The organism is Caulobacter radicis, from assembly GCF_003094615.1.
GTDB lineage: Bacteria > Pseudomonadota > Alphaproteobacteria > Caulobacterales > Caulobacteraceae > Caulobacter > Caulobacter radicis.
The window spans coordinates 286012-298859 of record NZ_QDKO01000043.1 but is presented as its reverse complement, the minus strand read 5'-3'; the positions used below and the strand labels follow the sequence as shown (position 1 = coordinate 298859).

Below are 12848 nucleotides of genomic sequence, written 5' to 3'. Positions count from 1 at the left end.
CGCGCATGAAGTCGCCGTCTTCTACCTTGAAGGTTCTCGTCCTGGCCGCCGTCGTGGCGGCGCCGGCCCAGTCGGCCCTGGCCTGGGGCGCTTCCGGCCACCGGATGATCGGCGTGCTCGGCGCCCAGGCCCTGCCGGACGACGTGCCGGCCTTCGTGCGCAGCCCCTACGGCGTGGCCGCCATCGGCGAATACGCCCGCGAGCCCGACCGCTGGAAGGGCTCGGGCAAGGTCCACGATCACGATCGCGACGCCGCCCACTTCCTGGATCTCGACGACGAGGGCCGCATGTTCGGCGGTCCGAAGTTCACGGTCGAGACCCTGCCGGCCACCCGCGCCGACTATGCGACGGCTCTGCGCGCCGTGGGCCAGGACGAGTGGAAGGCCGGCTATCTGCCGTACGCCATGATCGACGGCTACCAGCAGCTGGTGAAGGACTTCACCTACTGGCGCATCCTGGTGGCCGCCGAGAAGCAGACCACCGACGCCCAGAAGAAAGCCTGGTACGCCGCCGACCTGAAGCGTCGCGAGGAGCTCCTGCTGCGCGACCTGGGCGTCTGGGCCCACTACATCGGCGACGGCAGCCAGCCGCTGCATATGAGCGTGCACTACAACGGCTGGGGCGACTATCCGAACCCCAACGGCTACACGCAGAGCCGCGGCACGCATGGCGCATTCGAGGGACCGCTGGTCAAGGCCGTGGCCAAGGACGACGAGGTCAAGGCCAAGATGCCGGCGCTGCGCGACTGCGCCTGCAGCTACGAGACTCGCATGGTCGGCTACCTGACCACCACCTGGAAGCTGACCGAGCCGCTGTACCAACTGGAAAAGTCGGGCGGCATGGTCGCTGCCGACCCGCGCGCCAAGGCCTTCGTCGACGAGCGCCTGGCCGCCGGCGCGGCCGAGCTGCGCGACATGGTCACCATGGCCTGGAAGGCCAGCGCCGATGGCAAGATCGGCTATCGCCCGGAGATCAGCGTCGCCGACGTCGAGAGCGGCAAGGCCGATCCGTGGAACGACCTGTTCGGCAAGGACTGACCGCTTGATCGCCTTCTATGCGCCGGACGCGTCCCTGGACTACAGGGACCGTCACGCCGCCTTCGGCATCGCCGAGGACGAGCGGGGGCAAATCGCGCTGGTGGAAGTCACCAAGCCCGGCAAGGCGCCCTATTTCGACCTGCCGGGCGGCGCGGTGGACGGCGATGAGACCGAAGGCGAGGCCTTGATCCGCGAGTTCGGCGAGGAGACCGGGCTGGTCGTCGAGGTCGGCGCCCACGTCGTCGACGTGTCCCAGCCGTTCCTGAAGTCCGACGGACAGGCCATGCGCAACTACGGCGGTATCTACGCCGTGACCCTGGCCGGCGAGCGCCCGGAGCTGAAGGTCGAGGATGACCATAAACTGGTCTGGCTCGATCCGCGCGACGCCGTCGTCGCCCTGCGCCACGACGCCCATTCCTGGGCCGTCGCGGCGTGGATGCGCAAGGGCTAGTTCGCCTTCTTCTTCAGCGCCGCCTTGGCTTCGGACGGGGCGACCTGTTCGAACAGCATCGACAGGTGCTGGTCCTTGGCGTGGTCGTTGTGCAGGTCCCAGGCCAGCGAGATCGGCAGGCGCAGGCGGCCGCCGTCGGGCAGGCGGGCCACCAGCACGCGCCAGCTGAAGCCGTCGCCTGGATCGCCCAGAGGGCCGAACTCCAGCGGCGCCGGATCACGCAGGCGGAAGGCGCGGTCGGCCTTGGCGGCGAACCAGGCCAGGTCGTCGGCGGCGGTCGGGTCGGCGACGGGCGAAACGATCTTGCCCTTGAGATTGCGGACCATGGCGGCCTCCGAAGCGTTGAAAGCGCGGCTCTCTAGCACTTCGGGCGGCGACTTCCCATGTCGAAGGCGCGGGCAGGGCGCCTGAAACAGAAAGGCTCCAGGTGAGCAAGGATCGGCCGATCAAGCGCGTGCGCGCCGACTGGAACAATGTCGTTCTGGTCTGCCGCAAGTGTTCGCGCAAGCTGGACGGCGGCTTTGGCAAGGGCGGCGAGCAGAGCTTCGCCAAGGCCCTGCGCAAGGCTTCCGGCGGCGGCAAGGGCAAGGACCGCAAGGCCCCGCTGGCGGTGATCGAGGTCGACTGCTTCGACATCTGCCCCAAGGACGCCGTGGTGGCGGTTAATGCCTCCAGGCCCCGCGAGTGGGTGGTCGTGCCGCGCGGCGCGTCCATGGACGCCGCCGCCGCTCGTCTTGGCCTGGCCGCCAACGACGCCGAGGCGGCCTGATTGAGGAAGCAAGCCGGCGAGTCTGCTATCAGGCTCCGATGAGCCGCAAACGCGCCGACATCCTGCTGGTCGAGAAGGGCCTCTTCGACAGCCGCGCCAAGGCGCGCGCCGCCATCGAGGCTGGCTGCGTCACCGCCGACGGCAAGGTGGTCGCCAAGGCTTCCGAGGCGATCGACGAGGCCTCCGACATCGTCGCCCAGGCCGCCCATCCCTGGGTCGGGCGCGGCGCCCTGAAGCTGGTGCGGGCGCTGGAGCTGTGGCCGGTGGCGGTTGAGAGGCGCATCGCCGTCGATGTCGGCGCCTCGACCGGCGGCTTCACCGAGGTGCTGCTGTCGAAGGGCGCGGCGCGTGTCCTGGCCGTCGACGTCGGCCGCGACCAGCTGCATTCGAGCCTGAAGAACGATCCGCGCGTGGACGACCTGTCGCCGCTCGACGCCCGCGCCCTGACCGCCGAGCACGCGCCGGACGGCGTCGATCTGGTGGTCACCGACGTCAGCTTCATCTCGCTGGAAAAGGCCCTGCCGGCGGCGCTGGGACTGGCGCGTCCCGGCGCGGATCTCGTCGCCCTGGTCAAGCCGCAGTTCGAGGCCGGCCGCGAGAACGTCGGGAAGGGCGGCCTCGTGAAGGATCCAGAGGTCATCTCCGCCTGTGTCGAGCGCGTTTCGGCCTTCATCGAGGCGTCAGGCTGGACGGTTCGCGACAGCGCCGACAGCCCGATCTCCGGCGGCGAGGGCCAGGTCGAAAAGCTGCTCTGGGCGGTGAAGGCCTAACCCCGCAGCGCTGCCAGCGCCTCGGGGTACCGGCGCGACAACGGCGCCTCGATCGGGCCGAGCTCCACGGCGTAGTCGCCCGAGCCTTCCGGCCGTAGCCCCGTCACGCGCGCCGCGTTGACCAGCCACGAGCGATGGGTGCGTACGAAGCCATGCGCGGCGAGCTCGCCTTCCAGCGCCGTCAATGAAGAGCGGGTGAGCGGTCGTCGGCCGTCGGCCAGCAGGAACTCGGCGTAGTTGCCCGCCGATCGTACGGCGAGGATGTCCACGATCGGCGTGCGCACCAGCCGCGCGCCGTCGCGGACGTCGAACATCGCGGGCGAAGGGGCGGGAGCCGTCACCTGGGCCGGCGCCTCGGCGGCGACGTCGCGCGCCATCCGCGCCAGCAGCCAGAACACCACGAACGCCAGCACATAGGCGATGACGTCCTTGCGCAGCTCGTAGACGAACTCCGGCCCGATCGGCCCGAAGTCGTAGCCTTCGCCCAGGATCAGGCGATGGGCGATCTTCCGCAGCACGACGAAGCCGCTCACGTGCAGGATCGAATAGGCCAGCAGGGCGACGGCGTGGACGGGCAGGGCGCGGGCCAGGGTCGGCCTCGTCCGATGCGTCCATAGCGCGACGGCGGCCGGCAGCAGCATGATCAGGACCGTAACCAGGCCGCTCGACACCTCCCAGATCGCCGGCCGCCAGGGGCCAAGGCGCGGCGCGTCGTGGATGATGGTCAGGATGTTGATGACGGTGATGGCCGCGACAATGGCCAGGCCGCACAGCCAGCCGCGCAGCAGCAGGCGGCGCTCGGCGCCGCTCATCCCCCAGCGCGCGCCGTTCGTCCCCGAGGGCGCGGCGGCGTCACCGGCAGGGCGCTGTTCGTCCCCTGACGCTTGGCGTGCGGCGGCCGGGGCGGATTTCTCCCCGGCGACGCCATCGTTCGGAACCAACCCCAATGTCCCTTTCGTCTCCACAGGACCTCGCCCGTCGCCACGACCTCGACTGGATCAGGGTGGGCGCGTTCTTCCTGCTGATTCTGTATCACGTGGGCATGTTCTACGTGCCTTGGGAGTGGCACGTGAAGTCGCCCCATCCCGTGCCGGCGCTGGAGCCGGTGATGATGCTGACCAGTCCCTGGCGGCTGACCCTGCTGTTTCTCGTGTCGGGCGCGGCCACGCGCTTCATGGCCGACAAGGTCGGCGTCGGAAAGCTGGCTAGGGGGCGCGTCGCGCGGCTCCTGCCGCCGCTGCTGTTGGCCATGGTCGTGATCGTGCCGCCGCAATCCTACTATCAGGTCGCCGAGTACGTGGCCGCGCACCCGCAGGCGCCGTTCGGCGTCGATCCGTGGCCGACATTCTGGGCCAAGTACCTGACGGCCTCGGGCGGCTGGTGCGGCGAGGATGGCGACTGCCTGATCACCCCGACCTGGAACCACATGTGGTTCGTCGCCTACCTCCTGGTCTACACGCTGGTGCTGGCCCTGATGCTGGCGATCGTTCCCAGGCTGGGTGAGAAAGTGCAGGCCGTCTGCGAGCGTGTGCTGGCCGGCCCCTGGCTGCTCGTCGTGCCGATCGTCTTCCTGGCGCTGGCCCGCGTGGTGCTCGTGCCCATCTTCGACGTCACCCACGCCCTGATCGACGACTGGTACAACCACGCCATCTCGTTCGTCGCGTTCATGCTGGGCTTTGGCCTGGCAAGGTCCTCGGCGCTGCGCGAGCGGCTGATCGCCATGCGCTGGCCAGCCCTGATCCTGGCCCTGAGCGCCTACGCGGCCTTCGCGACCTACGCCTGGATCTACCGGCAAGGCGATCCGGCGCAGGGGCTGCGGCTGGCCATGCGCGGGGTCTATGCGGTCGACCAATGGTGCGCGATCGCCGCCATCCTCGGCTTTGGCGCGAGGCATCTGAACCGCGGCGGGCCGGTGCTGCGCTACCTGACCCTGGGCGTCTTCCCGTTCTACATCGTCCACCAGACCGTGACGGTCGTCCTGGCGCACCACCTGGCCAGGCTGGGGCTGCCGCAGGGGCTGGAGGCCCTGATCCTGGTCGCGGGAACCTTCGGCGCCTGTTTCGCGACCTACGAGATCGTCAGGCGGGTCCCGGGCCTGCGGGTGCTGTTCGGCCTGCGGGCTCAGCCCGTCGCCGAGGCCAGCCGTCCGCCGGCCTTCGCATAGGCCTGGGTTCCCCGGGTCAGCACCTGGTCGGCGCCCACGATCTCGGTAATGCCGATGTCGCCGGCGCCGGCCAGCCGTTCGTACAGCGCCGAGAAGTCGCGCAGGGTCACTTCCTGCAGCGTCTGGATCGACGGGATGACGAAATAGACCTGCTGGAAGTCGTCGATGCGGTAGGGCGTGCGCATCACCCGCTCCAGGTCGAAACCGATGCGGTTGGGCGAGGGATCTTCGAGGGCGAAGATCGACTCCGTCCGCGACGAGACGATGCCCGCGCCGTAGATCCGCAGGCCCGCCGGCGTGGCCATCAGCCCGAACTCGACGGTGTACCAATAGAGCCTGGCGAGGTTGGCCAGCCGGCCCAGGCCCAGCGCCCGCTGGCCGCCCTTGCCGTAGGCCTGCATATAGTCGGCGAAGACGGGGTCGGTCAGCATCGGCACGTGGCCGAACACGTCGTGGAAGACGTCCGGCTCCTGCAGATAGTCCAGCTCGTGCGGCTTGCGGATGAACTGGCCGGCCGGGAAGCGGCGATTGGCCAGGTGGTCGAAGAACACATCGTCGGGCACCAGACCCGGCACGGCCACGACGCTCCAGCCGGTCAGCCGCTGGAGCTCCTCGTTGATCCGGTTGAAGTCGGGAATGCCGGTGCGGTGCAGGTCCAGCGCGTCGAGGCCACGCAGGAACTCGTCGCAGGCGCGGTTCTGAAGCACTTTGGCCTGGCGCTCATAAAGCGTGATCCAGACATCGTGCTCGGCCTGGCTATAGGCTTCCCAGCCTTGATCGATCGTCCAATCGGGGCGAGCCCCTGGGGGCGGCCCGCCGCTGAAACCGTCTGCGCTCATGAAACGACGTTACGCCCGGATGGCGGCAAGTTTCGTTCGATTTTTGCGCGCAACCGCCAGGTCGGCGGTCAGGCCTTGCCGTCAGTGCGAGATCCGGGGGCGAAGCTTGTAGGCGCCGTGGTCGAAGGATTCGAAGATCAGCGCCGCCTGCGGGTGATGCACGGGTTCCCCGCTGTCGTCGGGCAGCAGGTTCTGCTCGGAGACATAGGCCACGTAGGTGTTGTCGTCGTTCTCGGCCAGCAGGTGATAGAACGGCTGGTCCTTGGACGGGCGAATGTCCTCGGGGATCGACTCCCACCACTCCTCCGTATTGGCGAACACCGGGTCGACGTCGAACACCACGCCCCGGAAGGGGAAGATGCGATGTCTGACGACCTGGCCGATCGCGAATTTGGCGAGTCTCTCGTTCATGATGAAGATATTACGACGAGTCTCCTGACTGAATCCTGAACGTAAACCGCGTTCATTGCAGCGTCACGCCGCCTTCCGGTGCATCGACACGGTTGCTATGGTCTTCGACGAAGTGAGGCGGTTCGTGACGAATCGCCTGCGAGACAGGTGGAACGACCATGTCGGAGGCGCCGAGAGCGCCCGGCGGACCCCGTGGCCAGGGCGGCCAGGGCTCGCGCCGGTCTCCGGGCGAGCAGCCGTGCTACGCGGCGCTCGATCTCGGAACCAATAATTGCCGCCTCCTGGTGGCGACGCCTTCGCCGCGCGGATTCCGCGTCATCGAGGCCTATTCCCGTATTGTCAGGTTGGGGGAGGGGCTGTCCCAGACGGGCCAGTTGTCCGACGCCGCGATGGAGCGGTCGATGGCCGCGCTCAAGGTCTGCGCCGAGAAGATCCGTCGTCGCAAGGCTATCCGGGTCAAGGCCGTTGCCACCCAGGCCTGTCGCGGCGCCAGCAACGGCACCGAGTTCGTCCGCCGCGTGGCCGAGGAGACGGGCCTTCGCCTGCAGATCATCACGCCGCGCGAGGAAGCCCAGCTCTCGGTCGCCGGCTGCATGAGCCTGTTCGACCGCGACGCCGACGCGGCCCTGGTCGTCGACGTCGGCGGCGGTTCGACCGAGCTGTCCTGGGTCGACCTCAAGGGCGGGGGGCTTGACGCCAAACCAAGGCAGTTCGAGGCCTGGAAACTGCCGATCCGCGCCTGGCTGTCCATTCCGATCGGCGTCGTCACCCTGGCCGAGCGCTTCCCCGAGGGCGAGCGGGCCGACGATGGCTGGTTCCGGGCCATGGTCGAGGAGGTGAAGTCCAAGATCTCGGCCTTCCCGCACGCCGCGCCCATGCGCAAGACCTTCGACGCTGGCCGCGCTCACATGGTCGGAACATCCGGCGCCATCACCAGCCTGGCGGGCCTGCACCTGGGCCTGCCGCGCTACGACCGCAACGTCGTCGATGGTCTCTGGATGGAGCGCGCCGACTGCGAGGCCGCCGCGGGCCGCCTGCTGACCCTGACCGCCAAGGAGCGGGCGCTGGAGCCCTGCATCGGGGCCGATCGCGCCGACCTGGTGCTGGCCGGCGCGGCCATTCTTCAAGCCGTTCAAGAGCTTTGGCCATGTTCGCGCGTGCGAGTCGCCGACCGAGGGCTTAGAGAGGGGCTTCTGATGTCCTTGATGTCGGATCGGCAGAAGCGCCCCCGCCGACGGCGGCGTGGCGGGGCCGGTTCGGCCCGAACGGTGAACGCATGAACGACGAGCCCCCCAAGCGCCGCATGGTCAAGCCGCCCACGGGCGGCAACGCGGACGGCCGCGCCAAGCCGGCGCGCCTGAAGACCGCCTATGGACGCACGCCCAGCCAGCAGGCCTGGCTGGAGCGCCAGATCAACGACCCGTTCTCGGCCAAGGCGCGGGCGCTGGGCTATCGCAGCCGCGCGGCCTTCAAGATCAGCGAGATCGACGAGAAGTTCCGCTTCTTCAGGAAGGGCGCGAAGGTCATCGACCTGGGCTGCGCGCCCGGCGGCTGGCTGCAGGTGGCCGTCGAGCGCGGCGTGACGCAGCTCGTCGGCGTTGATCTGCTGCACGTCGACCCGGTCGAGCCGGCGCACATCGTCGAGATGGATTTCACCGACCCTGCCTGTCCCCCCAAGCTGCTCGAACTGCTGGGCGGCGCGCCGGATCTGGTCATGTCGGACATGGCCCCCAACACGGTCGGCCATCGCGAGACCGACCACCTGCGCATCGTCGGCCTGATCGAGATCGGCGCGGAGTTCGCCATCGAGACGCTGAAGCCTGGCGGCGCCTTCGTCGCCAAGGCCTTCCAGGGCGGCGAGACCTCCGAGGTCATCGCCCGCCTGAAGAAGAACTTCGAGAAGGTCCAGCACTTCAAGCCCAAGGCCAGCCGCCAGGACAGCTCCGAGGTCTTCCTCGTGGCGACGGGTTTCAAGGGAAGGTAGGTCTCCGATGGTCGCTGCGTTTGTCTCCATGATGATCGCGGCGGCGTCGCCGGCCTGCGTCATCACCGATAGCGCCGCTCGCGACAGTCTGCGGTTCGACGGTCATCCGGCGAAGGCCTGGAGCGGCGTTCCCGCCAAGCCCGTGCTGGACACGCCCGACAAGCGGTTGTTTCGAACCGCTCTGCGCGAGGGCGCGGCCCAAGGGCCGAACTTCGCGGGCCACATGACGATCGTCCAATGGGGCTGCGGGACCTCCTGCGTGGCCTGGGCGGCGGTTGACGCCCGGACGGGCCGTGTCACCAAGCTGCCCGGCGCGGACTACATGGATACGAACCGCGTGGGTGGAATGCTCCACGGCGTGAACTTCGAGAAGCGCAGCCGCGTCATCGTGCTGGCCGGCGCGCCGCGTGAGGACCAGGCCCGCGCAGGGGTCTATCGCTATCTCTGGACCGGCGACGGCTTCCGACTGCTGAGCTTCGTTCCGCGGGAAAAGGTTTGCGAGCCGTTCGAGGCGCCCTGACGGCCGCTTGAGCGTGCTGCCTGGCATGGATATGGGCATCGTTCGATGCTATACTTCGTGCTTCAAGGAGCTCACGCCATGCGCACGACACTGGCCTTGGACGACGAACTGCTGGACCGGGCCGCCGCTCTTACGGGCATCCAGGAAAAGGCGGCGCTGGTGCGCGAGGCCCTGAAGGCTCTTGTCGAGCGCGAAAGCGCACGTCGACTGGCGCTGCTGGGCGGCAGCGAGCCCGAGCTCCAGCTTGCTCCTCGCCGAAGGTCCTAGGCGGCGTGATCCTGGTCGATAGTTCGGTCTGGGTTGCTCATCTTCGCGCCGCCGATGCGGTGCTTGTGCGGTTGCTGGAAGAGAGCAGGGTGCTCGTCCATCCTTTCGTCGTCGGCGAACTGGCGCTCGGCAATCTCAAGAACCGAACGGCTTTTCTGGAAGCGCTTCGGCAGATGCCGATGGCGACCTCGGCGACCGATGCGGAGGTGTTCGACTTTGTCGAAGGGCATCGGCTCTACGGGCGGGGGATCGGTCATGTCGATGCGCACCTTCTGGCGGCCGTGCGCTTGACCGCCGGCGCTCGCCTTTGGACGCAGGATCAGCGCCTGGAAGGTGTGGCGCGGGATCTGGGACTGGAATTTCGCCCTCCAGCCTGAGAGCGCAGATTTCATGCCGCAGGGCGCTCTCCACGCCTCGACAAACGCCCGCCTCGCGACTATACGAGCGCCGCAAAATGGAGAATCCGATGGAGATTCGCGAAGGGCTCACCTTCGACGACGTTTTGCTCGAACCTGGTCCGTCCGACGTCATGCCGACGCAAGTGACGACCGAGACCAAGTTCACGCGTGAAATCAGTCTGAACATCCCGCTTGTGTCCGCCGCCATGGACACGGTCACCGAAAGCCGTCTCGCCATCGCCATGGCGCAGGCCGGCGGCCTGGGCATCCTGCACCGCAACCTCTCCAACGAGGAGCAGGCCGACCACGTCCGCGAGGTCAAGCGCTACGAAAGCGGCATGGTCATCAACCCGCTGACCATCCACCCGGACACCACCCTGGCCGAGGTCCGCGAGATCACGGCCCGCCGCAAGATCTCGGGCTTCCCGGTGGTCGAGCGCGAGACTGGCAAGCTGGTCGGCATCCTCACGAACCGCGACATGCGCTTCGAGGGCGACGCCAACGTGCCGGCCTCGGCGCTGATGACCCGCGAGAACCTGATCACGGTCGGCGAGGGCGTGGATCACCGCGAGGCCCGCGAGCTTCTGCGCAAGCACAAGATCGAACGCCTGATCGTCGTCGACGACGCCTACCGCGCCGTCGGCCTGATCACGGTGAAGGACATCGAGAAGGCCCAGGCTCACCCCCTGGCCGCCAAGGACGACAAGGGCCGCCTGCTGGTCGGCGCGGCCTCGACCGTCGGCGACGCCGGTTTCGAGCGCTCCATGGGTCTTGTTGACGCCGGCGTCGACGTCGTCGTCATCGACACCGCCCATGGCCACTCCAGCCAGGTCGCCGCGGCCGTCTCGCGCCTCAAGCGCGAAGCCAACCGCGTCCAGATCGTCGCCGGCAACATCGCCACCTACGACGCCGCGCGGGCTTTGATCGACGCCGGCGCCGACGCGGTGAAGGTGGGCATCGGCCCGGGCTCGATCTGCACCACCCGCATCGTCGCGGGCGTGGGCGTGCCCCAGCTGACCGCGATCATGGAAGCCGTCCGCGCCGGCCGCGAAAGCGGCGTGCCGGTGATCGCCGACGGCGGCATCAAGTTCTCGGGCGACTTGGCCAAGGCCATCGCCGCGGGCGCTTCGACCGCCATGATGGGCTCGATGTTCGCCGGCACCGAAGAGGCGCCGGGCGAGGTGTTCCTGTACCAGGGCCGCTCGTACAAGAGCTATCGCGGCATGGGCTCGGTGGGCGCCATGGCCCGCGGCTCGGCCGACCGCTACTTCCAGAAGGAAGTGACCGACAGCTTCAAGCTCGTTCCGGAAGGCATCGAGGGCCAGACCCCGTTCAAGGGGCCGATCGCCCCGGTGCTGCACCAGCTGGTCGGCGGCCTGCGGGCGGCCATGGGCTATGTCGGCGCGCCGACCATTCCCGAGCTGCAGGAACGCGCCCGCTTCGTCCGGATCACCGGCGCGGGCCTGCGTGAAAGCCACGTCCATGACGTGATGATCACGCGCGAGGCTCCGAACTATCCGAGCGCGGTCTAGGCCATGCAGATGGCCTTCGAGCTGCGGATGCTGGCGGTCGCGATCGTCATCGGGCTGGTCCACCTTCTGTGGGCCAGCGCGGCGGCCCAGCCCCAGCGCGGCTTGAAGTGGAATGTCGGCTCGCGGGAGACGCCGGTCGTGCTGACCGGCATGGCCGGACGGCTCGAAAGGGCCTTCGCCAACTTCCGCGAGACCTTCGCGTTCTTCGTCGCCGCCGTGCTGGTCGCCTATCTGGGCGGCCGGCTCGGCGCGTTGACCGCCGCCGGAACCGCGCTCTATGTCGGCGCCCGGGCGGTCTATGTCTTTCTCTATGCGTTCGGCGTGCCGGTCGTTCGCAGCCTGGTCTGGGTCGCCTCGATGGCGGGCCTGGCCATGGTCCTTCTGGCGTTGGTGATTTAGCTCCATGCGTGACGGAGGACGGGTTTCCGCGGCGATCGAGGTTCTGACCGAGATCGAGACGCGGCATTTTCCGGTTAAGATGGCGCTCAAGCGCTGGGGCGAGGCCGCGCGCTACGCCGGTTCGAAGGACCGCGCGTTCGTTTCGGGCCTGGTGCTCGACGCGCTGCGCCGCAAGCGCTCGCTGGGCTGGATGATGGGCGAGACTTCGGCGCGCGGCGTCGTGCTGGGCGTCCTCGCATTCGTCTGGAAGTGGCCAGCCGAGCGCATCGCGGAAGCCGCCTCGGAAGAGCACGGCTTCGGCGCCTTGTCCGAGACCGAACAGGCCCGCCTGAAGGATCCCGTTTCGCTGGACGGCGCGCCCGCGCCGGTGGCTGGCGACTATCCCGACTGGCTGGAGCCGCACCTGGCCCGGGCGCTTGGCGCCGACCAGATCGCCGAGATGGCGGCTCTGTCCGAACGTGCGCCGGTCGACCTGCGCATCAACACCCTGAAGGCCGACGTCGAGCGTGGGGCCAAGGCCCTGGCCCCGATCAACGCCACGCCGGCCGGGGTCCTGCCGACCGCCTTCCGTATCCCCGCGCCCGCCGCCGCCGATCGTACGCCGTCGGTCGAGGCCGTGCCGGCCTTCTCCAAGGGCTGGTTCGAGGTCCAGGACCTCGGCTCGCAGATCGCCGCGGCCGTGGCCGGCGAGGTCAAGGGCAAGCAGGTGCTGGACTTCTGCGCCGGCGGCGGCGGCAAGACGCTCGCGCTCGCCGCAGCCATGGGCAACAGCGGTCAGATCTTCGCCCACGACAGCGATGCTCGCCGGCTGGCCGACACCATCCGTCGCGGCCAGAGGGCAGGGGTCCGCAACCTGCAGATCCGTTCGCCTATCGAGGCCCAGCCCCTGAAGGGCCTCGAAGGCAAGATCGACGTCGTCTTCGTCGACGCCCCCTGCACCGGCGCCGGAACCTGGCGCCGTCACCCCGACGCGAAATGGCGCCTGTCGCCCGACCAGCTGGCCAAGCGCCAGATCGAGCAGGACAGCGTCATGGAGGACGCCTCGACCTTCGTGAAGGCCGGCGGCCGGATGGTCTACGTCACCTGCTCGCTGCTGACCGAGGAGAACGAGGACCGCGTCGCGGCCTTCCTCGAGCGCCACCCCGAATTCACCGTTAAGCCGATCGCCCTCGACGGCGTCACCCACGTGACCCCGGAAGGCTATCTGCGCCTGACCCCGCACCGCGCCGGTACGGACGGCTTCTTCGCCGCCGTGCTCCAGCGCTCGACCTACGCCCCCTGATCTAGACGCCCGACCGCTGGAGACC

17 protein-coding genes are annotated in these 12848 nt (G+C 68.7%); 13 read left to right on the top strand and 4 right to left on the bottom strand.

The features are described from left to right. Nucleotides 1-5: 5 nt before the first annotated feature. Entirely contained in the window at nucleotides 6-1037 is a 1032-nt protein-coding gene (locus DDF62_RS23975) for a phospholipase C/P1 nuclease family protein (protein ID WP_116491445.1), read from the top strand. A 4-nt stretch (nucleotides 1038-1041) separates the two neighbouring features. Then, a complete protein-coding gene (locus DDF62_RS23970) occupies nucleotides 1042-1488 on the top strand; it encodes an NUDIX domain-containing protein (RefSeq protein WP_116491444.1) in 447 nt (148 codons plus the stop codon). On the opposite strand, the gene DDF62_RS23965 is transcribed toward DDF62_RS23970, so the two are convergent. Then, on the bottom strand, nucleotides 1485-1814 hold the full coding sequence (locus DDF62_RS23965) for a hypothetical protein (RefSeq protein WP_116491443.1): 330 nt from the start codon (nucleotides 1812-1814) through the stop codon (nucleotides 1485-1487). The genes DDF62_RS23970 and DDF62_RS23965 overlap by 4 nt on opposite strands. A 101-nt stretch (nucleotides 1815-1915) precedes the next feature. On the opposite strand from DDF62_RS23965, the gene DDF62_RS23960 reads away from it, so the two are divergent. Both DDF62_RS23960 and DDF62_RS23955 read left to right on the top strand, forming a co-directional pair. Continuing rightward, entirely contained in the window at nucleotides 1916-2257 is a 342-nt protein-coding gene (locus DDF62_RS23960; protein WP_208866929.1) for a (2Fe-2S) ferredoxin domain-containing protein, read from the top strand. A gap of 38 nt (nucleotides 2258-2295) precedes the next feature. Beyond that, nucleotides 2296-3027, top strand: a complete 732-nt coding sequence (locus DDF62_RS23955; protein WP_116491442.1) for a TlyA family RNA methyltransferase — start codon at nucleotides 2296-2298, stop codon at nucleotides 3025-3027. On the opposite strand, the gene DDF62_RS23950 is transcribed toward DDF62_RS23955, so the two are convergent. After that, nucleotides 3024-3839, bottom strand: a complete 816-nt coding sequence (locus DDF62_RS23950; RefSeq protein WP_116491441.1) for a LytTR family DNA-binding domain-containing protein — start codon at nucleotides 3837-3839, stop codon at nucleotides 3024-3026. The genes DDF62_RS23955 and DDF62_RS23950 overlap by 4 nt on opposite strands. Nucleotides 3840-3973: 134 nt before the next feature. Here DDF62_RS23950 and DDF62_RS23945 point away from each other — a divergent pair, with 134 nt between their 5' ends. Beyond that, nucleotides 3974-5191 (top strand): acyltransferase family protein, encoded by a 1218-nt coding sequence (locus DDF62_RS23945; protein WP_116491440.1) that lies wholly within the window; start codon nucleotides 3974-3976, stop codon nucleotides 5189-5191. Here DDF62_RS23945 and phhA read toward each other — a convergent pair. Beyond that, on the bottom strand, nucleotides 5149-6030 hold the full coding sequence (gene phhA / locus DDF62_RS23940; protein ID WP_116491439.1) for a phenylalanine 4-monooxygenase: 882 nt from the start codon (nucleotides 6028-6030) through the stop codon (nucleotides 5149-5151). The two genes, DDF62_RS23945 and phhA, sit on opposite strands and share 43 nt — an antisense overlap. An 81-nt stretch (nucleotides 6031-6111) precedes the next feature. Further along, nucleotides 6112-6441: a heat shock protein HspQ gene (gene hspQ / locus DDF62_RS23935; RefSeq protein WP_116491438.1), complete on the bottom strand. Its 330-nt coding sequence runs from the start codon at nucleotides 6439-6441 to the stop codon at nucleotides 6112-6114. A 158-nt stretch (nucleotides 6442-6599) separates the two neighbouring features. Here hspQ and DDF62_RS23930 point away from each other — a divergent pair, with 158 nt between their 5' ends. From DDF62_RS23930 to DDF62_RS23895, 8 genes are all read left to right on the top strand, one after another. Continuing rightward, nucleotides 6600-7721 carry a Ppx/GppA phosphatase family protein gene (locus tag DDF62_RS23930; protein WP_116491437.1) on the top strand — a complete coding sequence of 374 codons (1122 nt, stop codon included), beginning with the start codon at nucleotides 6600-6602 and terminating at the stop codon, nucleotides 7719-7721. Next, nucleotides 7718-8425, top strand: coding sequence for an RlmE family RNA methyltransferase (locus DDF62_RS23925; protein ID WP_165832372.1), 708 nt, complete (start codon nucleotides 7718-7720; stop codon nucleotides 8423-8425). The genes DDF62_RS23930 and DDF62_RS23925 overlap by 4 nt, the downstream gene beginning before the upstream one ends. 7 nt (nucleotides 8426-8432) lie before the next feature. After that, the gene (locus DDF62_RS23920; protein WP_133244987.1) at nucleotides 8433-8945 is read left to right on the top strand and encodes a hypothetical protein; all 513 of its coding nucleotides are present in this window, start codon (nucleotides 8433-8435) and stop codon (nucleotides 8943-8945) included. Nucleotides 8946-9023: 78 nt separating this feature from the next. Then, the gene (locus DDF62_RS23915; RefSeq protein WP_116491435.1) at nucleotides 9024-9212 is read left to right on the top strand and encodes a type II toxin-antitoxin system VapB family antitoxin; all 189 of its coding nucleotides are present in this window, start codon (nucleotides 9024-9026) and stop codon (nucleotides 9210-9212) included. Nucleotides 9213-9217: 5 nt separating this feature from the next. Next, nucleotides 9218-9589 (top strand): type II toxin-antitoxin system VapC family toxin, encoded by a 372-nt coding sequence (locus tag DDF62_RS23910; RefSeq protein WP_116491434.1) that lies wholly within the window; start codon nucleotides 9218-9220, stop codon nucleotides 9587-9589. 89 nt (nucleotides 9590-9678) lie between these two features. After that, nucleotides 9679-11142 (top strand): IMP dehydrogenase, encoded by a 1464-nt coding sequence (guaB, locus tag DDF62_RS23905; RefSeq protein WP_116491433.1) that lies wholly within the window; start codon nucleotides 9679-9681, stop codon nucleotides 11140-11142. A gap of 3 nt (nucleotides 11143-11145) precedes the next feature. Then, complete coding sequence (locus DDF62_RS23900) at nucleotides 11146-11541, top strand: MAPEG family protein (RefSeq protein ID WP_116491432.1); 396 nt, start codon at nucleotides 11146-11148, stop codon at nucleotides 11539-11541. 4 nt (nucleotides 11542-11545) lie between these two features. Then, complete coding sequence (locus tag DDF62_RS23895) at nucleotides 11546-12823, top strand: RsmB/NOP family class I SAM-dependent RNA methyltransferase (protein ID WP_116491431.1); 1278 nt, start codon at nucleotides 11546-11548, stop codon at nucleotides 12821-12823. Nucleotides 12824-12848: the final 25 nt, after the last annotated feature.